Below are 23,975 nucleotides of genomic sequence, written 5' to 3' on the forward strand. Positions count from 1 at the left end.
TATCCAACGTTATGAAATTTAAAAACACAACTTCGCATATACTTCTTATACTGTTTATTGGATTGTCTGCTAGCGTACAGGCCCAAACGGATATCCAAAAAAAGGAGGCCGCTCATTTTAGCATCTCAAAAGTTCCCATTCCCTCTGACATCGTATTAGAAGTTGGTGGTCTGGCTTTTGATGACAATGGGAAGCTTGGAGTAAGTACCAGAAGAGGCGACATATGGCTGATTGAAAACCCGTCTGGCAGCACTCCGATATTTAAAAAATATGCCACGGGATTGCATGAGCCGTTGGGGCTGGCATTCAGAGACGGTATTTTTTACACAGCTCAAAGAGGCGAATTAACCAGGTTGTCCGACCTTAATAAAGACGGTAAGGCCGACAGATATGAAACGATTTACAGCTGGCCGCTTGCTGCCAATTACCATGAATACTCTTATGGCCCGCTGATCTTGCCAAATGGCGACATGATAGTAACGCTCAACCTTGGTTGGGTTGGTCGTGGTGCCAGTCTTTCAAAATGGCATGGATGGATGGTAAAAATTACTCCCGATGGAAAAATGACCCCCATTGCCGTGGGCATGCGTTCACCGGCCGGTTTCAATGTCAATGCCGAAGGAGATATCTTCTATGCAGAAAACCAGGGCGACTGGGTGGGTTCTGGCAGAATGACCCACATAGAGTCGGGCGATTTTGTTGGGCACCCTGAAGGGCTCAAATGGTCTGGGGAAAAAGGCTCCCCTATCAGCTTGAAAATGGAGGACATCGTGGACACGCTTGGCTACACCCTGCATGAATATGCCCAGATTGTGCCTGAGATGAAAGCTCCGAGCGTTTGGTTCCCTCATACGCTGATGGGCATCTCTACTTCCGACATTCTGCTAATCGACAACGACAATTTTGGGCCTTTCAAAAATCAGTTTCTTGTTGGCGACCAGGGGCATAGCAAAATCATGAGGGTGTACCAGGAAAAAGTAAATGGCCAATACCAGGGCGTTTGCTTTCCTTTTAGGGAGGGGTTTTCATCTGGTATTCTTCGCATGCAGTGGTCACCGAAAAGAGATGTTATTTACGTGGGCATGACGAGCAGAGGCTGGTCTTCAACCGGACAGGACAACTTCGGTTTGGAAAAACTTCAGTACACCGGAAAGCTTCCATTTGAGATGAAGACAATTCGAGCATTGGAAGACGGCTTTAGCATTGAATTCACTGAGAAAGTGGATCTCGCCACAGCTTCCAATCCGTCTAACTACTCAGTTCAGGATTTTACGTATCTGTACCATCACAACTATGGCAGCCCTGTAACCGACCTTCAAAAAAGAAACATAACCAGTGTGGAAGTTAGCTCCGACCAACTAAGAGTGAAGCTTGTCATTGATCAGGTAAGGGATGGCTATATATATGAAGTGAAGCCTGCAGGAGTGAAAAACAGCAAAGGACAAACCCTGCTTCACAACACCGGCTACTACACCATGAACAATGTGCCTGGCCGGGTAAGGGGAAGTGGCGAATCGGCCGATCATTCTGACCACAAGGCGTCAGCAGCTGGCACTACCAATGTGACAAGTAGCAAACGAGTAGTTGAGATGCCTGCATCCTGGACTAACGGGCCAGATCAGACCGTTACGTTGGAGCCTGTTCCAGGCCTCAAATTTGACCAATCTGAAATAACCGTAAAGGCCGGAAGTAAGATCAAGATGGAGTTCAACAATCCTGACGATATGCTTCACAACATGGTTATTGTGAAACCAGGCGCTGCCGACAAAATTGCTCAGTTGGCCATTGACCTTGGTTTGGAAGGACAAAGCAAAGCTTATATTCCGGAGGCAGAGGAAGTTCTTTATCATACCAAGCTAATAGGCCCTGGCGAAAAAGATGTTATCTATTTTGAAGCACCTACAGCGCCAGGCAGATACACCTATGTGTGTACCTTTCCCGGTCATGCTGCCAGCATGAGAGGCACACTAATTGTTGAATAAAACACATTGGGTAGCGGTGGACAGCCAACATCGCCATCTCCTTTATCCACCTGAACTATCCATCCGGTGGATAAAGGAGGTCGATCCAACTCTTTCAATCAGCAGCACATAACCTGCGATAACCATCGGTAGCGATATACGCAGGCAATCGCACACAAAGTAATTGCCCCATCTCCTTTCCAGGTATCTGCCGATGGCACCGCTCGAATTCCACGCCTTTGAGGGCGTAGAAAGCCAAAAAGTTGAGGTTTTTCAAATGAATCAAAATCCTCTTTGAGAATTACTCAACAAAGCATAAGTTCTATTGCCAATTATACTTTTCCAAGATTTCACGGGGCATTTACGGAAACGTTTTCGCAAACGATTACATTATTATAATGACAACAAAAACGTTTTTGTTTGAATTTTTTTAGCCTTATATTTTAGCTAAATTGATTTTTTTTAAGAAAATTGTAAGGATTTTCACCCGTCTAAAAAGGACTATCGCAACATTTGCTCTTCATGCTTCTGCATGTTTGGCTATATTTCGGCAGTCCCGAAACGGACGAGTAGATCACTTTAAACAAGTTTTACCAAACAACTATTAAACTACATTTTTATGAGACAACGACTACTGAAGTACGTTTTCCCTGTGGTTTGTCTTGTGGCACTGACAGTGGGTCAGGTGCTGGCACAAGACAGGCAAGTCAGCGGAAAGGTAACAGATGCGGAATCCGGAGAAGGCCTACCGGGTGTTAACATTTTGGAGGCTGGAACCTCCAATGGTACAGTCACAGACATTAATGGAAACTATACTATTAGTGTGGGTGCAAATGCTTCTATTTCTTTTTCTTTTGTTGGCTACACCCCGCAGGTTATTGTTGTGGGTTCCAGAGCAGTCATTGATGCTGCCCTTGAGCTTGATGTGCAATCACTTAGTGAAGTAGTGGTGGTGGGATACGGTACTCAGGACAAAAAAGAGATCACTAGTTCAGTAACTAGTGTAAAAGCCGAAGACTTTAATAAAGGAACAGTAAACAGCCCCGCTCAGCTTCTACAGGGCAAAGTGGCTGGTTTGAACGTAGTAAGACCTGGTGGTGACCCCAACGGTGGGTTTCAAATTCGCCTGAGAGGTGTGTCAACAGTAGGTGCCAACGCTGAACCGCTTGTTGTTATCGATGGTGTGATCGGCGGTTCGCTAAACACAGTTGACCCTAACGACATTGCTTCTATCGACGTTTTGAAAGACGGATCTGCAGCTGCGATCTACGGAACGAGAGGTTCCAGTGGAGTAATTCTTATTACGACCAAGTCTGGTAAAGCTGGTAAAGTATCTGTTGAATACAACGGATCCATTGCTATGGAAAATGTTGCAAGAAAAATTCCTGTGATGGACGCAACGGAGTACAAGAAGCTTCCTGGCGCCATCGACCTTGGCTCAGACACCGACTGGCTCGATGTACTCACAAAAACCGCCTACTCTCAAGTGCACAACCTGTCACTTGGTGGAGGAACAAGCAGCACTACCTACCGTGCATCGCTAAACGTGCGTGATGCCGAAGGTGTGGGTATCAACTCTGGTTTCCAGCAACTTAATGGTCGATTGAACCTTACTCAAAAGGCACTGAACGACAAGGCGGTTTTCACTGTGAACATTTCGTCCACTTCGAAAGACGCCACTTATGGCGATGCCAACTCATTCCGTTATGGCATTATTACCAACCCAACAATGCCTATCTATGACAACACCACAACCAGCCCTACTGCTGGTGGTAACTTTGCAGGCTATGCAGAAAGGGACATTTTCGACTGGTACAACCCTCTTTCTATTGCTGAGCAGAATATTCACGATGGCAAAGACACTCGTTTGTTGACAAGCATCCGTGGCGAATACAATTTCACCAGCAACTTCAGGGCTGCGGTGTTTTATTCTCGCCAGTGGGAAAGTGACTGGAGAGGCAATTATTCTCCTAAAACTGCCAAGTTTGGTGGTGGATTTGGTAGAGCTGGTCTCGCTGACATCTCACGTAACGACAGGTTCAACGAACTGTTCGAAACAACAGTTAACTACGACATCTCAGCAGGTGATGCCAACATCGCTCTATTGGGTGGTTATTCTTACCAGGACTTCCAGAACGAAGGCAATTACATGCAGGGTGGCAACTTCCTGACTGATGCTTTTACCTACAATAACATGGGAGCTGCACTTGACTTTGCCAATGGACTTGGTACCATCTCAAGTTACAAGAACTCCAACAAACTGGTGGCATTTTTTGGCAGGGCCAACATGAACTATCAGGGAACCTATTTCCTTTCAGCCAGTGCTCGTTACGAAGGATCTACAAGGTTTGGGGCTAACAACAAGTGGGGCTTATTCCCTGCCGTAAGCGGTGGTGTTACGCTTTCAAATCTGTTTGACCTCCCTGGTGTTAACAGCTTGAAGTTCAGAGCTAGCTGGGGTATCACAGGTAACCAGCCAAGTCAGTCTTATGCATCTCTTCAAAGGTTCGGGCGTCAGGGCAACTTCTTTATCGATGGAGCCTACGTACCTTCTTACGGCCCGGTATCCAATGCCAATCCTGATCTTGCCTGGGAAACTAAAAACGAAATCGACTTTGGTTTGGATTTCGCCGCCCTCGATAGCAGATTGACTGGTACATTAGACTTCTACAAAAGAAATACCAAAGATCTCATCCTATTAGTAAACGTGCCGGTACCACCCAACTTGTTTGGACAAACGTTGGTAAACATTGGTGAGTTGGAGAATATTGGATTCGAAGCTGCCTTCAACTATGCAGCTGTGAACACTTCTGACTTCAGCTGGACACCCGGCATCAACCTCTCAACATTCAGCACGACGGTGGTTAGCTTGACTTCTGGTGATTTGAGTTTTGGTAGCGGAGGCGTTCTTTACAGAGCCAACATGGGATCTCCTGGTCAGAATGCTACTAACCTTGTTCGTGTGAAAGAAGGTGAAAAACTGGGTCAGCTTTGGGGGCCTGTTCAAGTGGGTATCCTTGACAACGGCACACCGGAATTCAAAGATATCGATGGCGACGGCACTTTCTGTGATTGCGATGACGACAGAACCGTTGTTGGAAATGGTTTGCCTGCCTTCACTTTCGGTTTCAACAACTCGTTTACTTATAAAAACTTTGATGTGAACTTGTTCTTCAGGGGTGCTGTGGGCCATGAGCTTTACAACTCCTACAGAGGTTTCTATGAGAACACTCAGGGTACTACAACTGATAACTACAATGTAGTAAACACCAAGTATTTCGATCCTGAGATTAAAGATGCTAAAGTAAACAGCATACATGTAGAAAAGGGAGATTTTGTCAAGCTTGACAACGCTACGGTTGGCTACAGAGTAAATCTGGCTCCTGGAAGTGCTTTTAGTAACTTTAGAGTTTATTTATCAGCGCAGAACCCATTTGTTGTTACAGGTTACACGGGCATTGATCCCGAGGTGAGATTTGTTGACTCTGGAGACGATTCAAACCCAAACAACGATGATCCCCTGTCTCCCGGTATTGAAAGAAGGGTGACCTACTTCACCACTCGCATATTTACTTTCGGCATCAATCTTGGATTCTAAACTTTAAAGAATTAAAAAATGAAAAAATCATTCTTAAGACGTATTCTTTTAGTTGGGCTGGGATTGACAGTTTTTAGTCAGTCTTGTACCGACCTGGAAGAAGAGTTATATAGCGATATTACTGCGGACAACTTCTTCAAAAATGAAGAAGAATTCATTGCAGCACTTGGCCAGGCTTATTCAGCCTTTGGCGGACTGGGCAACCACTTCAACCTTTGGTCAATCAATGAAATTTCATCTGATGAAATTGCAATTAGCCAAAAGGGTGGTGACTGGTACGATGGTGGTGTACTTATTCAGCTTCATGAGCACAACTTCCCTGCCAACAACGGGCTGTTCAACAGTGCCTGGGGAATGATCTATGGTGGCATCAACACCACCAACCGGTTGATCTACTCATTTGAGCAGCTGGGAACACCTCAGGCCGACGCATTTATTGCAGAATTGAGAGCGGTGAGAGCGCTTTGGTACTATTGGGGAATGGATGCCTTTGGCAACATTCCTTTGGTGACTGACTTTACTGACACTGAGCCGCCGACAAATGCACCAAGACAGGAAGTATACAACTTCATTGAGTCTGAGTTGGATGCGGTAATTGGTCTGCTCCCTACCGAGAAAACAGCTGCAACTTATGGAAGGATGACCAAATGGGCTGCCCTTGCTATTAAAACAAAGATGTACCTGAACGCAGAAGTGTACACTGGAACAGCCCAATGGGCCAAAGCAGCTGATGCAGCGGAGCAGATCATCAACAGCGGGCTTTACTCACTGGAGCCAGTTTACTCAGATAACTTCGCCATCAGTAATCAGAATTCCGGAGAAAACATCTATGTATATCCTTATGACAAGGTGTTTGCCGGCGGATTTAACTGGGTAATGATGACCCTTCACCTTGCTAGTCAAACTACTTTCAGCTTGACTCAGCAGCCCTGGAATGGTTATCAAACGGTAGAAGAGTTTTACAATTCTTATATCGATCCGGTAAAGAACCCTGGTCCACAAGGTGATGTTTGGGCTGGCTTGGCATTGGAGCCTTCTACTGGTACTCAGGATGACCGTTTGTCTAACTTCCTTGTTGGTCCGCAATTCAATCCTGATGGCACGAGAACACAGGATCCGGGAGTGGATGCCGCTGACCCTGACGGTCCGGATCTTACTTTCACGCCTGCTTTGAATGAGTTATTCCCCAATGGATGGAGACAAGGTGGTGCCAGAATTGGTAAATACGAAATTGAGCGTGGTGGTACTAACAACATGAGCAATGACTTCGTTATTTTCAGGTTGGGAGACATCATTCTTTCTTTGGCGGAAGCCAAGTTCAGGATGGGCAATACAGGTGAAGCATTGGTTTTGGTTAACCAAATCCGTGAAAGAGCTGGCGTAGATCCTTTCACTACTTTAACCAGCGACATGTTGTTTGAAGAAAGAGGAAGAGAAATGTACGTAGAAATGACTCGTCGTCAAGATCAGATTCGCTTTGGCAAATGGCACGATGCGTGGTGGGCAAAAGCAGCTGATCCTGCGGACACTCATGAAATCATCTTCCCGATCCCTCAGCAGCAAATCGATTCTAACGACAAGCTGGTTCAGAACCCTGGATACAATTAATTAAATCAGGGCGATTTCCTCACTCTGGAAATCATCCAAAAAATATGGACTCCTGAGCTGCTTGCTCAGGAGTCCTATTTTTTAGCATTCCTTTCACCAAAAAAACGCATGGCAATAGCCAATTGCTTAATTTGCAACTTATTTCAGACAGAGGGGAAGTGAAATCAATTCAGTCGACAATTATTTATCTTATTTTGATTGCAGTATTTTTAAATGGCTGCAACCAGGCCGCAAAAGCGCCAACCCAGACCACTCCCCTATTTTCGCTTCTTGATGCCAGTTCCACAGGCATCGAGTTTAACAATGAACTAACCTACACCGAAGAACTCAACCCCTACACGTTTAGAAATTTCTTCAACGGTGGCGGCGTCGGCCTTGGCGATGTCAATAATGACGGACTCATCGACATATTTTTTTCAGGCAACCTGGTGGACAATAAGCTTTACCTCAACAGAGGCAATTTTAAGTTTGATGACATTTCGGGCAAAGCCGGCATTACCAGCCAGGAAGTGTGGACTACTGGTGTAAGCATGGTCGACATCAACGCAGACGGCTGGCTGGATATTTACCTTTGTAAGTCAGGCCCGTCAGGAGGCCCCAATCGAAGCAATGAGCTGCTGATCAACGACGGAGATACCGTTAACGGCCCTCATTTTACTAACCAGGCTGTGGCTTATGGGTTAGCAGATATTGGGCTCTCTGTTCACGCAGCTTTTTTCGACTATGACAAAGACGGGGACCTCGATTTGTACCTTCTGAATAACAGCATCCGAACTGTCGGTGGCTATGACCTGCGAAAAGGGCAGCGTGACATTCCCGACCTGGATGGTGGAAACAAGCTCTACAGAAACGATGGCGGGAAATTTACCAATGTAAGCCAGCAAGCAGGTATTTACACCAGTGCCATTGGGTTTGGACTTGGTGTGACCATTGGTGACCTCAACAAAGATGGCTGGTCAGACATCTACGTTTCGAACGATTTTTTTGAAAAAGATTACCTCTATATCAATAACCAGGATGGCACCTTCACTGAAGATCTCGAAAGTTATATCAGGGAGCTTAGCATGGGCTCGATGGGTGCGGACATGGCCGATATCAACAACGACGGCCTACCTGAGGTTTTTGTAACGGAGATGCTCCCGGAGGGCGATGCCAGGCTTAAAACCACCACACAGTTCGAAAAGTGGGACAAATATCAGGTAAGTGTCGATCAGGGATACTACCACCAATTTAGCCGAAACGTGCTTCAACTTAACAATGGCATCGGGCCCGACGGTAAGCTTAGCTTCTCCGAAGTTTCAAGACTAACAGGTACACATGCCACCGACTGGAGTTGGGGTGCGCTGATCTTTGACATGGATAACGATGGATTAAAAGACATTTTCGTTGCCAATGGCATTGGGAAAGACCTGCTTGATCAGGACTATGTAAATTTCATCGGAGATCCGGAGGTAGTAAGGAGCATCCTTCAGCAGAAAAACAATGTGATAAAGCAGCTAATAGACTCTATTCCCTCCAACAAGGTGCCTAACTATGCTTTCAAAAACATCAACAACCTGCATTTCGAAAACTTCGCCAGCCAGTGGGGACTAGACCTGCCCTCTTTTTCCAATGGCTCTGCCTATGGTGACCTGGACAACGATGGAGACCTGGACCTGGTTCTCAACAATGTGAACATGCCTGCCTTTGTGTATAGAAACAACACCAAAGAACAGCACCAGGAAAATCACAGCCTGACCGTCTCGCTGCGTGGCGAACAACAAAACTATTTTGCCGTGGGCTCAAAGGTAACAATCTTTAGCAACGGCCAGGTGTTTTATCAGGAGCTTTCTCCCATGAGAGGATTCATGTCGTCAGTCGACTATCGTTTGCATTTCGGACTCGGCCCAATCGATATGATCGATTCGCTGGTGGTGGAATGGCCCAATGAAACGATTTCTGTATCGACAAATCTCTCCCCCGACAAAACAGTTGAGTTCTTCCAGGCAGAGGGAATAAGAAAACCAAATGCGGCAACTAGCGGTCCACATAAAACGATATTCACCCGGGAAACTTCCCCTAAGGGAGTGAATTTCAAGCATATCGAAAGTTCGTTTGTAGATTTCGACAAGGAACGCCTGCTATTCAACATGCTTTCCAATGAAGGCCCCTGCACCTGTGTGGCCGACATCAATGGCGACGGCCGGGACGACTTCTACATCGGAGGTGCGAAAGGGCAAGGTGGCAGGCTGTTCAAACAAACCAAAGACGGCAACTTCCAGGAAACATCGAGTCAGCTTTTTGATGGCGACAAAGAAGCTGAGGATACCGACTGCGTGTTTTTCGATGCCAATGGAGACAATTTGCCCGATTTGTATGTCACCAGTGGAAGCAACGAAGTACCCAACATTTCTCTTTCTCTGGTTGATCGGCTCTATATCAACACCGGGAAAGGCCAGTTTGAGAAAAGCCAGCAAATTCTCCCTACCAGCACCAAATTGGAAAGCACATCGGTGGTAAGAGCGATGGACTATGACAATGACGGGGACACTGATCTTTTTGTGGGCGTGCGGATGACGCCAGGGTTTTATGGAGAACCAAAAAATGGCTACCTTCTCAACAACGACGGCCAAGGTATATTCCAGAATGTCACCGTTGAATTTGCACCAGAGCTCAACAGCATAGGTATGATCACCGATGCGCTTTGGAGCGACGTGAACAACGATGGAGCAGTGGACCTGGTGGTCGTTGGAGACTGGATGCCAATAAGGGTTTTTCTTAACCGAGATGGGAAATTTGTTGAGTCCTCTAATACGTCTGGCTTGACTGGTTCCGGTGGCTGGTATCAGGTTGTGGCTGCCGGTGATTTTAATGAAGACGGTCTGATTGACTTTGTAGTGGGCAACCACGGCTTGAACTCGAGGTTCAAAGCAAGTCAGCTTGAGCCTATTTCGATGTATATCAATGACTTTGACAGAAACGGTTCTAAGGAGCAAATACTTACCCGCTATGACGGCGGTAAGGAGCTGCCGCTGGTCATGAGAACAGACATGGTGATGCAAATACCTGCACTGAAAAAGAAATACCTGCGATTCAAAAACTACGTTGGCCAGGGCATGGATGAAGCATTTACTTCCGAGCAAATTTCAAATTCTATCATTCTGCAAGTCAATGACCTCTCCTCCCAGTTACTTCTCAACAAAGGCAATGGCCAGTTTATCTCGCAACCGCTTCCGTTGGAGGCTCAATTTGCTCCTGTATACACCCTGCTCGTTGAGGATTTTGATAATGACGGCCATTTGGATGTATTTTTAGGTGGTAATCAATACAGGGCAAAGCCGGAGACAGGGATTTATGACGCCAGCTATGGCTTAATGCTTAAGGGTGATGGAAAAGGAACCCTGACCACTGTCAGAGGTGCCGAGTCCGGCATACATACCAAAGGAGAAATCAGGTCAGCACAAAAAATCAAAGTGGGAAACCAACAAATGATAGTAATAGGGAAAAATAATGACGTCCCGGAATTTTATAGTTATTAAAATGATAAAAATGAAATTTAGATCAATTGGTGCAATAGCTACCTGCATGTTTTTAGGTACCACATTATTTTTTTCATGTGATTCTTCGGTTGGCAGCAATAACAAGAAGGAAAACTATGACAGTCTCTTCCTGGGCTTCCATTTTGGCATGGATCGCAAAGAGTTCTTCCGGTATTGCGCCGAAATGAATCAGAAAAAGCTTTTTGCCCATGGTACGGGCGCAACAAGCGTACAATACGAACTAAAAAATGAATTCAAGGCTCCTGTGATAATGAGGTTCTACCCGTCGTTTCACGAGGAAAAAATATATGAGATGCCCGTAACCTTCACCTATGAGGCCTGGGCACCGTGGAATAAGCAATACTGGTCGGACGTTCTACTGGAAGAGATGTATGAACAATTTAAGATCTGGTACGGCGACGATTTTCAGGTGATTAATCACCCAAATCAGGGCAAAGTGTATGCAAAAATGGACGGGCGCCGGAGAATCAACTTGTTTATCAGAGACGACCAGTTTGTGCAAGCTGTATTTTCAGACATGAAAGTGATCACAGAATTAGAAAAACAGAAAGAGAACTAGTCCCCTTCAAAAGACGGTAAAATGACCAAATATCAAACAGCGAAGAGTTTTTTCCTTAGCCGTGTGGCTCCCATCATCACACTGGTGTTTACTGTCGCCTGTCAGTCGGAATTGGACAATGCGGCCCCTACCCTCTTCAGAACAGTGAAAAGCAGTGAAAGCGGTATCGACTTTGAAAATAACCTGACTTTCACCAAAGAATTTAACATATATACCTACAGGAACTACTACAACGGAGGTGGTGTAGGTTTGGGTGACATGAACAACGACGGGCTTATTGACATCTACCTGACCGCCAATATGTTGCCTAACAAGTTATACCTTAACCAGGGTAACTTCAACTTCAAAGACGTAACGAAGACAGCAGGTGTAGCTGGAACAAAGGCGTGGTCTACTGGTGTAAGTCTTGCCGACGTTAATGGCGACGGCCTTATAGATATCTATGTTTGCAACTCAGGCGATATAAAGGGCGACAACAAACAAAATGAACTGTTTATCAACCAGGGGCTTGATGCGGAAGGGCTTCCTGTTTTCAAAGAAAGCGCTGAAGAATACGGAATAGCGGATCAGGGGTTTTCAACTCATGCGGCCTTTTTCGACTACGACAATGACGGTGATCTGGATCTTTACCTCCTCAATAACTCCTATCAGGCAATAGGAAGCTTCAACCTTCGAAAAAACGAGCGACCTATAAGAGATGATGTGGGTGGCGACAAGCTATTTAGAAATGATGACGGCCACTATAGCGACGTGAGCATTGAAGCCGGTATTTACGGCAGCGTCATCGGGTTTGGCCTGGGCGTTACCATCGGCGACATCAATAAAGACGGTTGGCTGGACATCTATGTTTCTAATGACTTTTTTGAAAGGGACTATCTTTACCTGAACAATGGAAATGGTAGCTTTAGAGAGGTGCTTGAATCAGAAATGAGGAGCATTAGTGCTGCGTCGATGGGCGCTGACCTTGCCGATATCAACAACGACGGCTACTCCGACATCTTCGTTACTGATATGCTGCCTGAAGCCGAGGAACGGATCAAAACCGTTACCACTTTCGAAAACTGGGACAAATATAAACTTAACCTTGACAACGGATACTGGCACCAATTCAACAGAAATATGCTCCAGTTAAATAACGGAGACGATACTTTTAGTGAGATTGGGCGACTGGCCAATGTGTCGGCTACAGACTGGAGTTGGGGGGCGCTCATTTTCGATTTCGATAATAATGGCTATAAAGATATTTTTGTTGCCAACGGCATTTATCAGGACCTGACCAATCAGGACTTCCTCAAGTTTGTCACCGAAGAGAGTACTATTCAGCGTATTATTTCGTCGGAAGGAGTTGACTACAAGCAGCTGGTGGAATTGATACCTTCTCAGGCTGTGCCTAACTATGGCTTCATGAACAACGAGAATTATTCTTTCACCAACAAAGCCAAAGAGTTGGGGTTGGGCCAGCCCAGTTTCTCCAATGGGTCTGCGTATGGCGACCTGGACAACGACGGTGATCTTGACCTCGTGGTCAACAATGTGAACATGCCGATATTCCTGTATGAAAACAAAAATGAAGATTTCAACCCTGACAATGGTTTTTTGAAATTCAAATTGGAAGGTGTTGGAAACAATACATTTGCCACTGGAACCAAAATAACTGTCGTCGCCGGAGGAAACAGGCACTATATCGAGCAAATGCCTATCAGAGGGTTTCAGTCAACTGTCGACTTTCGCCCTAATATTGGATTGGGCAAGGCCTCCAAAGCCGACTCCGTGATTGTGCAATGGCCAGATGGATCTGTTAGTATACTGACAGATGTACCCACCAGGCAGACACTGACTCTTAGCCAGAAAGATGGAGTGAGTTCACAAAACAATCAGATGAAAACTGGCGCAAATTCCAGAGAAACGATGTTTGAGGCCATTGCCGCAGATCAGGTAAAGGCAAGTATAGACTATAAGCACAAAGAGAATCTGTTCGTCGATTTCGATAGAGACAGGCTGATCTTTCATATGTTGTCGACAGAAGGGCCGTGCATGTGCAAGGGCGACGTAAATGGCGACGGAAGAGAAGATGTGTTTATCGGTGGCGCACGAGAAATGACCGGCGAACTGTTTATCCAGAATCCCGACGGAACCTTTCGGTCCGAAAGCAAGCTGACTTTTGAAAAAGATAAGAGCGCTGAAGACATAGATTGTGTCATATTTGATGCCAATGGCGATGGCAAAAATGACCTGTATGTGGCCAGCGGAGGTAGTGAAGTGACAAACAGCTCCCCTTCCCTATCCGATCGTCTTTATATAAATAAAGGCAGTGGCAGCTTTGAAAGAACTGGCCAGGTGCTTCCGGCCAATAAGTTTGAAAGTAGCTCAACGGTAAATGCAGCTGACTATGACGGCGACGGTGACGTGGACTTGTTTGTAGGCATAAGAACAAAGCCCTATTTCTATGGAGTGCCCGGCAATGGTTATCTCCTGCAAAACGATGGTCAGGGAAATTTCCAAGAAGTTAGCAGCACAATTGCGCCGGGTCTCAAAAATATCGGAATGATTACTGACGCCGTTTGGTCAGACGTTGACGCAGACGGTGACCAGGATTTGTTGGTTGTCGGAGAATGGATGGCAATAAACCTTTTCAGAAACGATGGAGGAAAGTTTACCAATACCTCTACCGAAGCTGGCTTTGCGAATACTGAAGGTTGGTGGAACGCCATTGAAATGGCCGACCTCAATGGTGATGAACTGCCCGATTTCATTGTGGGCAATCACGGACTGAACTCCAGGTTCAAAGCCTCAGTTCAAAAACCCATCAACCTCTTTTTGAGCGACTTCGATCAAAATGGCTCATTGGAGCAAATACTGACTCAGTATAATGGTGATTTCTCGTATCCCGTGGCACTTAAGCATGACCTGGTGATGCAACTACCCGGTCTCAAAAAGAAATACCTGAAGTACGAGAACTTCAAAGGACAGAAAATGGAAGACATTTTCACCACAGAGGAATTAGCGAATGCCTCCAGGCTTACTGCAAATATGCTGGAATCAGTGGCTCTTATTAATAAATCGAATGGGCACTTTGAAATCGTGAAACTGCCACAGGAAGCCCAGTTTTCACCAATCTACTCTATTCTTGCCAACGATTTTAACCAGGACGGGTTGACGGATATTCTTTTAGCAGGTAATCTTTATGATACTAAACCTGAAGTTGGCCGATACGATGCCAGTTATGGTGTGATGCTTCAAGGCAACGGGCAGGGAGGCTTCAAAAACATTTCAGCCAAGCAGTCGGGCTTCTCACTAAAAGGTCAGGCAAGGGAAATGTCCTTCATGAAGGTAGGAAGCCAGCAAATGCTCCTCGTAGCCAACAACAATGATGCGCTGCAAATGTTTGTCTACCATCCAACCTCTGTCATTATTCCGCAGAAAACAATCGAAATTAACAAATGATGCTGTACCTGCGTCATCCAAAATATGGGCTACCAGGCCTGATTTGTATTTGTCTCCTGCTATTCTCAGGCTGCAACGATGGGCAGCCTAAGGCCACTCATTTGTTTGAAGCAGCTTCACATGATCAAACGAATATTGCCTTTTCCAACACCCTCACAGAAGACGAAGAATTCAACCTCATAGATTACCTCTACTTCTACAACGGAGGGGGTGTAGCCATTGGTGATGTAAACAACGATGGGCTGCTCGACATCTATTTTTCTGCCAATCAGGAAGATAACAAGCTATATATCAACAAAGGCGACTGGACGTTTGAGGACATTACTGACAAAGCTGGCGTGGCAGCCTCAGGCGCATGGAAAACCGGCGTGACGATGGTTGATATCAACGGTGACGGCTTTCTCGATATTTACCAATGCCGACTGGGTAAATACAAGGGTATTGAGGGCTCCAATCAGCTCTTTATTAACAACGGAGACCTTACATTCTCCGAAAAGGCATCCGTGTATGGTTTGGATTTCAGTGGCTTCAGCACGCAGGCCGCATTTTTCGACTACGACCTCGATGGCGATCTCGATGCCTACCTGCTCAATCATTCGGTGCACACCGAACGAAGTTACGGGAGGGCTACCCTACGCAAATACGATGATGGAAACGCCGGAGACAGGCTTTTCAAAAACGACAATGGGAAGTTTACCAGTGTGACCAAACAGGCTGGCATCTATTCAAGCAATATCGGCTATGGCCTTGGGGTTGGCATCAGTGACGTCAACGCCGATGGCTGGCCAGACATCTACGTTTCCAACGATTTCAATGAAAACGACTACCTGTACATCAACAATGGGATGGACACGCTTGGGCTGGTCAGCTTTACTGAGTCAATAGCGCAGACAATTGGACACACCAGCCGATTCTCCATGGGAAATGATTTGGCCGACTACAACAACGACGGTCTGATCGATATCATCTCGCTGGACATGCTCCCTGAGGATGAAGAAATTATCAAGCGATCAGCCGGTGACGACTCGTACGAGATTTATAGTCTCAAGCTCAAATTTGGGTACGGTCGGCAATTTACCAGAAATGCGCTCCAGCTCAACAACGGTGTCCAAAGCGATGGGCTGCCCAACTTTTCCGAGATCGGGCAGCTGGCTGGTATCCACGCCACCGACTGGAGCTGGTCTCCCCTGCTCGCCGACTACGACAATGACGGTTACAAAGACTTGTTCATATCGAACGGTATCAAAAGGAGGCCCAATGATATGGACTACATCAATTTTCTTTCAAATAGGGACTTAAGAGACGGGCTCGTCAATAATCCAAATTTGAGTGATCGCCGGCTGGTGGATGAAATGCCTGACGGAACTGTGCACAACTACCTGTTCCGAAACAACAAAGACCTGACTTTCTCCGATGTGAGCGACCAATGGGGAATGACAACTCCTTCCCTATCCAACGGTGCCGCCTACGCCGACCTTGATAATGACGGCGACCTTGACCTCATAGTCAACAACATCAATGAGGTCGCTTCCTTGTATAGAAACACTACGGCTGAGTCGGCCAGCAAAACAAAACTATCGTATTTAAAAGTAATTCCACTGGGTAAGGGGAAAAACACGTTTGGGATAGGCGCCAAATTGTTTGCGTACGCAGGTGGTAAAGTCTTTTATCAGGAAAATTTTGTCGCCAGAGGTTTTCAATCTTCCGTGAGTCCATGGGTACATTTTGGCCTTGGGGAGATCAAAACACTTGACTCGTTGAGGGTGGTTTGGCCTGGCGGAAAAACGCAGCTTCTGACAAAGGTTGAAGTCAATAGGTCAATTCAGCTTGACGAGACTGAAGCCAAGTTGTTTTACCGTGCCGTTGAACGAAAAGAACGCCCCTTATTGACAGACGTAACCGATAGCCTGGGTATTGACTTTATCCACAAAGAAAACAACTTCAATGATTTCAATAGAGAGTTTCTTATCCCTCATTTGGTTTCCAAAGAAGGTCCCAAAGTCGCAGTAGTGGACTTTAACGCAGATGGAAGGGACGACTTCTACATCGGCAATGCATCCGGTGCATTGGGCTCTTTCTTCATTTCGGCCAGCGACTCCACCTTTTCTAACTTGCTACTGCCTCGCCAGGTCGACAACATGAGAATGGAGGAAACCAATTGCCTCTTTTTTGATGCCAATGGGGATGGTCTTCCGGATCTCTATATTGTTTCAGGAGGCAACGAGTTCTCTCCACGAAATAGTAATCTAAAGGACAGGCTCTTAATCAACAATGGAGTTGGAGGATTTACCGATCAGAGCAACGGGCTGCCAGACGCCTACCAACACGGTTCGGTAGCCGCTGCCGCCGACATTGACCAGGATGGCGACCAGGACTTATTCGTTGGGGGGCGGGTGGTGCCAGGGCAGTACGGTGCGCTGCCACTCAGCTATGTGCTTCTCAATGATGGTACGGGCAAATTCATCGACGCAACCGCTGACATCGCTCCTGCCCTGAGCGAGGTGGGCATGGTAACCGATGCACAGTGGATCGACCTCAACGGCGATACTTATCCTGAGCTTGTGGTCGTTGGGCAATGGATGCCCATTGCCATTTATGGTAACAACAAGGGGCAGCTTACCAGGCTCTATTTCGAAGGACTTTCGCATTCGAATGGATGGTGGAGTTCTTTGAAACTAAGTGACGTAGACAACGACGGTGATACTGATTTTATCGTTGGTAATTTGGGAACAAACAGCCGTCACAAAGCATCGCTGGAGTTTCCAATGCATCTCTACAGCAACGACTTTGATGACAACGGCTCACTGGATCAGGTTCTTTGCTACTCTACTCCGCAAGGGGTTTTCACCGTGAATACCAAAGACGAGTTGATCAAGCAGATCCCCTCTTTGAAAAAGAATTTCGTAAAACACGCAGACTTTGCGGGCAAAACGGTAGAGGAAATTTTTGGCGAAACGGCGCTGAACAACAGCCTCCACTTGCAGGCTACTAACTTTCAGTCAGTTTGGATTGAAAACATCAACAATCAGGGCTTTACCATTCATGCCTTGCCTGTAGAGGCGCAGTTTGCTCCCGTTGCGGCTATCGAAACAGCTGACCTCAATGGTGACGGACATATCGACATGTTGCTGGGTGGAAACAGCTTCAGCAGCTCCCCCTATTTTGGAACTTACGACGCCAGCCAGGGCCTGGTACTTTTAGGAGACGGAAAAGGGAAGTTCACCTCTGTGAGCGCCAGAAAAAGTGGGCTAAAGGTCGCCGGTGAGATAAAAGACATCAAAACGCTACATTTTCCAGGAAAACTGCTTTTCGTCATTGCAAGAAACAACGATAAGCCCGTCATTTACATGTTAAACAATACAGTCGAGAATATTTTTTAATTTTGCACCCAGAAGAACAAAGGAGAAAGTGATGTTAAAACGTTTTTTACTAGGAACATGCAGTTTGGTCATTATTGGTTTAACCCTAGATGGCTGCAATTCATCAAAAGGTGAATACAAGGAGGTGCTGAAAGACCCCCAACTTTACCATGCGTCTGTAAAAAAACTTACAGACATTATCGTTCATGATATTTTTTCGCCGCCCGTCGCCAGCCGTATTTATGTATACCCCAACATTGCGGCCTACGAGGTGCTTGTCAACCAATACCCTGACTATCAGTCGCTGGCTGGCCAACTAAACGGCCTGGGCGAAGCTCCGAAGCCAGACCCTGCCAAAGAAATGGATCTGCACCTGGCTTCAATACATGCTTTTCTTACCGTTGGCAAAGCGCTGATATTCTCTGAGGAGAAAATGGACGTTTTCAGAAACAAGCTTTATAACAAAATACAGGAGACAGATATTCCCTCAGATGTTTTTGACAACTCTATTGAGTATGGTGAAACAATGGCCAAGCATATCATGGATTGGGTGGCGCTGGACAACTACAAGCAGTCCAGATCCTTTCCTAAATACACTGTGATGGACAACCCAGACTACTGGAAGCCGACACCCCCTGACTACATGGAAGGCATTGAACCACACTGGATGAAAATCAGAACTCTTGCCCTCGACTCATGTAATCAATTTGTACCGAAACCACCTACTCCTTACGACATGGCAAAAAACAGCCAGTTTTACAAGGAGCTGATGGAGGTATACGAAACGGGCGTTAACCTAAGCGAAGAGCAAACGGAAATTGCCAAGTTCTGGGACTGCAACCCCTATGTATCGCACCACAAAGGCCACGCAATGTTTGCCACCAAGAAGATAACGCCAGGCGGACACTGGGTGGGGATTACCGCCATTGCCACCAAGCAAGCCAACTCCAACTTCATGCAAACCAGTGAGGCATATACCATGGTGACCATCGGCCTCTTCGACGGGTTCATTGCCTGCTGGGATGAAAAGTGGCGCAGCATACTGATCAGGCCCGAGACTGTTATTAATCAATTTGTGGATGAAGATTGGGTACCCCTGTTGCAAACTCCTCCCTTCCCGGAATACACCAGCGGACACAGCGTTATTTCCAACGCAGCTGCCTCCGTGCTGACCAAGCTGTATGGCGAAAAATTCAGCTATCACGACACCACTGAGATGGAATATGGCCTGCAGCCCAGAAATTTCGACTCGTTCTTTGCTGCCAGTGAAGAAGCCGCTATAAGCCGCCTCTACGGAGGCATTCACTACATGCCAGCTATCACTGAGGGCATTACCCAGGGCAGGCAAGTGGGTAGTTGGGTGCTCGACAACGTGAAGACCAGAAAAGGCTCGTTATCGGAGGCTAAAAAGGAAGATTAGTACCCACTAATAAAAATGCCCGCAATCGAAGAATCGATTGCGGGCATTTTTATTTATGTGATCAGTCTTTGTTGATAACAAGGTTGATAACAAAAGCGAGAGCGATAACGCCGAAGCAGCCAATGACATTGTACCATAAATAAGCGATGTCGGTAGTTTTGAAGAGCACTATAACGACAAGCTGAGAAATGACGGCTGCCCAAAAGACTGCTGGGCCTTTAATAACCTTGATAAAAAAGGCGACCAGGAATATGCCTAGAATGCTGCCATAAAATATGGAACCCAGGATGTTCACGGCTTCTATAAGGTTCTCCACCAGATTGGCGAAAAGGGCAAATCCAATGGCTACAAGTCCCCAGAAGGCGGTGAAGAACTTCGACGCATGGACAAAGTGTTTTTCAGCCCCGTCTTTTTTCACCAGCCGCATATAGAAATCGACGGTGGTGGTCGAAGCAAGGGCATTCAGTTCCGAAGCCGTCGACGACATGGCCGCAGAAAATATGACAGCGAGCAACAGCCCAATAACCCCCACTGGCAGGTATTCAAGAATAAACGACAGGAAGATATAGTCCGAATCTTTGGTCTCTGTTGACTCGTCTACAGACGTCAGCAAATCCTTTACCTCCTGTCGTGTAGCCTCGGTCTCCGCCTGATACTGGCGTACTAAAGACTCGCTTTCTTCGATCTGATTTTCATCTCCTGCCATGCGAGCAGCCTGAAGACTGGCAAGTGCTTCCTTTTTCTCATCAAAAATCTCCCGGTGCCTTGCCTCCAGAGCCAGATATTCGTCAGCTTTAGCAGATCCCTCAATCATCTCAACATTCGACACCTTGAAATGAACGGGAGGCAGATTGTACTGGTAAAAAACAAACACCATTACCCCCACAAACAGGATAAAGAACTGCATGGGTATTTTCAAAATGGCATTGAACATCAAGCCCATCCGGCTTTCCGCAATGTTTTTGCCTGAAAGATAGCGTGACACCTGCGACTGGTCAGTACCAAAATATGACATCTGCAAAAGCAACCCAGCAAACAAGCCGTTCCAAAATGTATAACGCACACTGCCATCAGTTGAAAAATTCACTACCTCCAGCTTACCCAGGTTGCCAGCCACGCTCAGGGCTTCTTTGAAGCTGATATGCTCAGTAATGAGGTAAATCAAAATACCAAAGGCGACAAACATACCAATCATTATTACCGCCATTTGTTGTTTTTGCGTGATGCTAACTGCTTTGCTTCCCCCACTCACAGTGTAAATAACCACGAGTCCTCCAACCAGCATAATTGTGTAGGAAAGATCCCAGTGGAGCACCGTGGAGATGATAATAGCTGGCGCATAGATGGTAATACCGGCCGCCAGGCCTCGCTGCAGTAGAAAAAGGAAGGCACCCAGGAGTCTCGTTTTAAGATCAAACCTCTTTTCTAAAAATTCATAAGCAGTGAATACCTTCAGCTTATAGTAGATCGGGATGAAAACTGCAGAAACGATAATCAGGGCAAGGGGCAATCCAAAGTAGTTTTGCACGAAACCCATACCGCTTTCGTAGGCCTGGCCTGGCGTCGAAATAAAAGTGATGGCTGAGGCTTGCGTGGCCATCACGGAAAGCCCTATGGTTCCCCATTTAAAACTTTTGTCTCCCAGTAAATAGCCGTCAATATTGGAGTGGCTCTTATATTTCAGCGTGCCGTACCCTACAATGAACGCAAGGGTACTTAATAATACAATCAGGTCAATGTTGCTCATGCGTAGGAATTAGGGTCAGGATTGATACGTGACAGTGAACCAGTAAAACAGCCCAATCAGTACCGCAAAAAATGCCATTACAAAAAGGTAAATGGCCTTCCATGAGCCCAAAAAGGGTGCGTCATCCATCTCATCCTCCCGAAGTTCTTTTTTTTCAATCACAGTAGTTGTAGGTTATTTTTTTCCTAATGAAATCAAGTTAGTAAAGAGGCGATAAGCACCCGGAACCCCTGCAGGAAGCTCCCGAAACCATGAATACCCCGTATATACATAATATCCTTTGCCATACTGTGCCACAAGCAGTCCTCCTGAAAGAGGCTCTTCTCCCGGGTCGTTGCTGCTCAATACTGGCTTGAAATGATCGTCCCACTCCGATGCGAAGTAGAGACCACGCTCCTGCACCCAGCCCTCAAAATCTTTTTCTGTGATTTTGTTGGGGTAGCTGAGCACCTCGCTTTTTTCATCCAGGAACCTTACAGGAGCTTCCTCCACTGTCACCCTGTCCCTCCCAATCTTGATTGGATAGGGGGCTATTTTATCGGTAACCATGCCACCGGAAGTCAGGTATTGGACAATCACCGTTCCACCATTCTCTGTGTATTTGAACAGCTTCTCATTTTCATACTTAAGCTGATCCATTGTGTTAAAGGCCCTTACCCCCAAAATGATGGCGTCATACTTTTGCAAATCCTTCGATGCCACGTCTTCCACCGTAAGCTCATCAACGGTATAGCCAATTTGTCTTAGGCTCGCCGGAATCTCATCGCCAGGACCCATCAGATAGCCTACAAGCTGCCCCTTCTTTTCAAGGTCTATTCTCACCACCTGCGCCGAAGATTCAGGAAAGAGCGTTTGCACAGGAATATGTGCGTAGTTGATTTCGATCAGGCCCTTGCTGTAAATTTTGCCACCAACCGTGGCAACAGCCGTTACCGTGCCGGTTCCCTGCTTTTTCGGTGGTGTTACTGAAAACTCAAACACCTGACTTGCCCCTTTTACTGCCAGGTTAAATGGCTGGCTGGCTGGTTTCGACTCCCATCCTTTTGGCAAACTAAGGGCAACAGATCCCTCAATATTAGCCTTGCCCGACTTCACTGTTACTTGAACCATTCTGGGCTCACTGTCGGCAAACACGTAAACCTTTTCATTGATGTCGGCAAATACAGGTGGTGTCACCACAAAAGGCCTGTAAACCTCGCCATCTACCCTATCGTTTCTTTTAAAGATCAAAGGCATTTCCAGGTCCAGCTCCAGGCCATCAACAGCCACGACATAGTTGACCATTACAGCAGGCGGATTTTCAGGAAGCCCTCTCATTAGTTGATCATCTACAGCATACATTCCAATTGTTCCTTCCTTTTGCAGCCAATAAGGCTGCGAATAAGCCATGCTGGCCGGGATAACGAAGCTCTTCTCCAGTTGAAACCCCTGATTGTTTTCCAGTTTTTGATCCAGCGATATACGGTCATTCAAAGCATTGACAACTAGCGCCTTGAGGGTAAGCGTGGCGGGGGACCGGTTGATTACCTCAAAATTCACTTTTATTGAGTCGCCGGGAGTCACTGCATAGTCATTAGCCTTCGCTTCCAGAAAAAGGCCTGTGATACCTTTGATAAGTGTTCTGATTTCTTCCTGCTTCACCTCTCTCCAATACACATCACTTATGCCATTCAGTGCCTGATAAGCCTGCATCAAGTCAGGAAGAATAAGTGTGGGGTTTTCGGGGTCAAAGTTGATAAATGCATTTTCGGTATGAAACGCTACTTTGTCGCCGCCTTTTACCCGCCTCCAGGTGGTTTCTACACCCTCCATCACATCTTCTTTGGCCGCTTCTCCACCAAGATGCTGAAGGTATTCAACGTTTGTTCCTCTTGAACCAGTGGCACCAAATCCCTGGCTCTTGTGCATACTCCTGCTTTCAGCAGACAGCTCTGTGTACGACTTTCCCAGCAAGGTGCTATAGGCGCCCACGTCCACGCCAATCCAATCCTTCGAGTCGTACTCTCCCGGGTTGGCATAAAACCATCGGGAAGTATTCCAAAGGATGCGTTTCGGCTGCCAGGTGGTGACGTATTTCAGTTGTTCAGGAAATCTCTTTGGGTCAGCTGCGGCTTTAAAAGCCTCGACTGCCAGAATCGCCGAGGCAGTGTGATGCCCATGGCTCTGTCCGTCTGGTGGGAATCTGGTGATCAAAACGTCGGGGCGAAATTTTCTGATGTTCCAGATCATGTCTGAAAGCACTTTCTCCCTGTCCCAAATTTGAAATGTCTCCTCCGGGTTCTTTGAGTACCCAAAGTCATTGGCTCGTGAAAAAAACTGCTGTCCACCGTCGGTTCTTCTCGCAGCCAGCAGCTCCTGAGTTCTTATCAACCCCAGCAGCTCTCTAATCTCAGGGCCAATTAGGTTCTGTCCCCCATCGCCTCGGGTGCAAGCCATGTAGGCGGTTTGGTACAGCCGCTCATTGGCCATATAGGCGATCATCTGCGTGTTCTCGTCGTCCGGATGAGCCGCTATGTACATAACCGAACCCAGCACATTGAGCTTCTTTAGCATTTGCTTTAGCTCAGCGCCATTGTATCGTGCTGGTTTTTGTGCTTGTAAAGAAACGGAGAGTAATGTGGCAACAAAGAATAAAACAATAGGTTGGGTAAAGAACCTCTTTTTCAAACGCATAGACAGGTGGTTTAACTTGCAACTTAAACGCCTCAAAGTTAGGAAGGTTTGGAAAATTAATCGGGTG

At 46.5% G+C, this 23,975-nt stretch carries 11 protein-coding genes; 8 read left to right on the plus strand and 3 right to left on the minus strand.

Annotated features, from left to right (window positions below; translation table 11 throughout):
* The first annotated feature begins 11 nt into the window (after positions 1–11).
* From RT717_RS13165 to RT717_RS13200, 8 genes are all read left to right on the plus strand, one after another.
* Positions 12–1,982, plus strand: a complete 1,971-nt coding sequence (locus RT717_RS13165) for a plastocyanin/azurin family copper-binding protein (RefSeq protein ID WP_317492204.1) — start codon at positions 12–14, stop codon at positions 1,980–1,982.
* A gap of 598 nt (positions 1,983–2,580) precedes the next feature.
* Positions 2,581–5,559 (plus strand): SusC/RagA family TonB-linked outer membrane protein, encoded by a 2,979-nt coding sequence (locus tag RT717_RS13170; protein ID WP_317492205.1) that lies wholly within the window; start codon positions 2,581–2,583, stop codon positions 5,557–5,559.
* 18 nt (positions 5,560–5,577) lie between these two features.
* Entirely contained in the window at positions 5,578–7,167 is a 1,590-nt protein-coding gene (locus tag RT717_RS13175) for a RagB/SusD family nutrient uptake outer membrane protein (RefSeq protein WP_317492206.1), read from the plus strand.
* A gap of 131 nt (positions 7,168–7,298) precedes the next feature.
* Positions 7,299–10,685: a VCBS repeat-containing protein gene (locus RT717_RS13180; RefSeq protein ID WP_317492207.1), complete on the plus strand. Its 3,387-nt coding sequence runs from the start codon at positions 7,299–7,301 to the stop codon at positions 10,683–10,685.
* Positions 10,686–10,695: 10 nt separating this feature from the next.
* Entirely contained in the window at positions 10,696–11,265 is a 570-nt protein-coding gene (locus RT717_RS13185; protein ID WP_317492208.1) for a hypothetical protein, read from the plus strand.
* 21 nt (positions 11,266–11,286) lie between these two features.
* Complete coding sequence (locus tag RT717_RS13190) at positions 11,287–14,709, plus strand: VCBS repeat-containing protein (protein ID WP_317492209.1); 3,423 nt, start codon at positions 11,287–11,289, stop codon at positions 14,707–14,709.
* Entirely contained in the window at positions 14,706–18,089 is a 3,384-nt protein-coding gene (locus RT717_RS13195) for a VCBS repeat-containing protein (protein ID WP_317492210.1), read from the plus strand. The genes RT717_RS13190 and RT717_RS13195 overlap by 4 nt, the downstream gene beginning before the upstream one ends.
* Before the next feature lie 31 nt (positions 18,090–18,120).
* Complete coding sequence (locus tag RT717_RS13200; protein WP_317492211.1) at positions 18,121–19,488, plus strand: vanadium-dependent haloperoxidase; 1,368 nt, start codon at positions 18,121–18,123, stop codon at positions 19,486–19,488.
* A gap of 61 nt (positions 19,489–19,549) precedes the next feature.
* On the opposite strand, the gene RT717_RS13205 is transcribed toward RT717_RS13200, so the two are convergent.
* Genes RT717_RS13205 through RT717_RS13215 form a run of 3 tightly spaced genes read right to left on the minus strand, consistent with a single transcriptional unit; the run spans position 19,550 to position 23,908 of the window.
* A complete protein-coding gene (locus RT717_RS13205) occupies positions 19,550–21,235 on the minus strand; it encodes a sodium:solute symporter family transporter (protein WP_317492212.1) in 1,686 nt (561 codons plus the stop codon).
* A gap of 15 nt (positions 21,236–21,250) precedes the next feature.
* A complete protein-coding gene (locus RT717_RS13210; protein ID WP_317492213.1) occupies positions 21,251–21,397 on the minus strand; it encodes a hypothetical protein in 147 nt (48 codons plus the stop codon).
* Between the two features lie 12 nt (positions 21,398–21,409).
* Positions 21,410–23,908, minus strand: a complete 2,499-nt coding sequence (locus RT717_RS13215; RefSeq protein ID WP_317492214.1) for a PIG-L family deacetylase — start codon at positions 23,906–23,908, stop codon at positions 21,410–21,412.
* Positions 23,909–23,975: the final 67 nt, after the last annotated feature.

The sequence above is a fragment of the Imperialibacter roseus genome (genome assembly GCF_032999765.1).
Lineage (GTDB): Bacteria > Bacteroidota > Bacteroidia > Cytophagales > Cyclobacteriaceae > Imperialibacter > Imperialibacter roseus.

What these genes read in the sequence shown, in the direction of transcription:
- RT717_RS13165 (WP_317492204.1), top strand. Translation starts at nt 12, where the DNA reads ATGAAATTTAAAAACACAACTTCGCATATACTTCTTATACTGTTTATT.
- RT717_RS13170 (WP_317492205.1), top strand. Translation starts at nt 2,581, where the DNA reads ATGAGACAACGACTACTGAAGTACGTTTTCCCTGTGGTTTGTCTTGTG.
- RT717_RS13175 (WP_317492206.1), top strand. Translation starts at nt 5,578, where the DNA reads ATGAAAAAATCATTCTTAAGACGTATTCTTTTAGTTGGGCTGGGATTG.
- RT717_RS13185 (WP_317492208.1), top strand. Translation starts at nt 10,696, where the DNA reads ATGAAATTTAGATCAATTGGTGCAATAGCTACCTGCATGTTTTTAGGT.
- RT717_RS13190 (WP_317492209.1), top strand. Translation starts at nt 11,287, where the DNA reads ATGACCAAATATCAAACAGCGAAGAGTTTTTTCCTTAGCCGTGTGGCT.
- RT717_RS13195 (WP_317492210.1), top strand. Translation starts at nt 14,706, where the DNA reads ATGATGCTGTACCTGCGTCATCCAAAATATGGGCTACCAGGCCTGATT.
- RT717_RS13200 (WP_317492211.1), top strand. Translation starts at nt 18,121, where the DNA reads ATGTTAAAACGTTTTTTACTAGGAACATGCAGTTTGGTCATTATTGGT.
- RT717_RS13205 (WP_317492212.1), bottom strand. Translation starts at nt 21,235, where the DNA reads ATGAGCAACATTGACCTGATTGTATTATTAAGTACCCTTGCGTTCATT.
- RT717_RS13215 (WP_317492214.1), bottom strand. Translation starts at nt 23,908, where the DNA reads ATGCGTTTGAAAAAGAGGTTCTTTACCCAACCTATTGTTTTATTCTTT.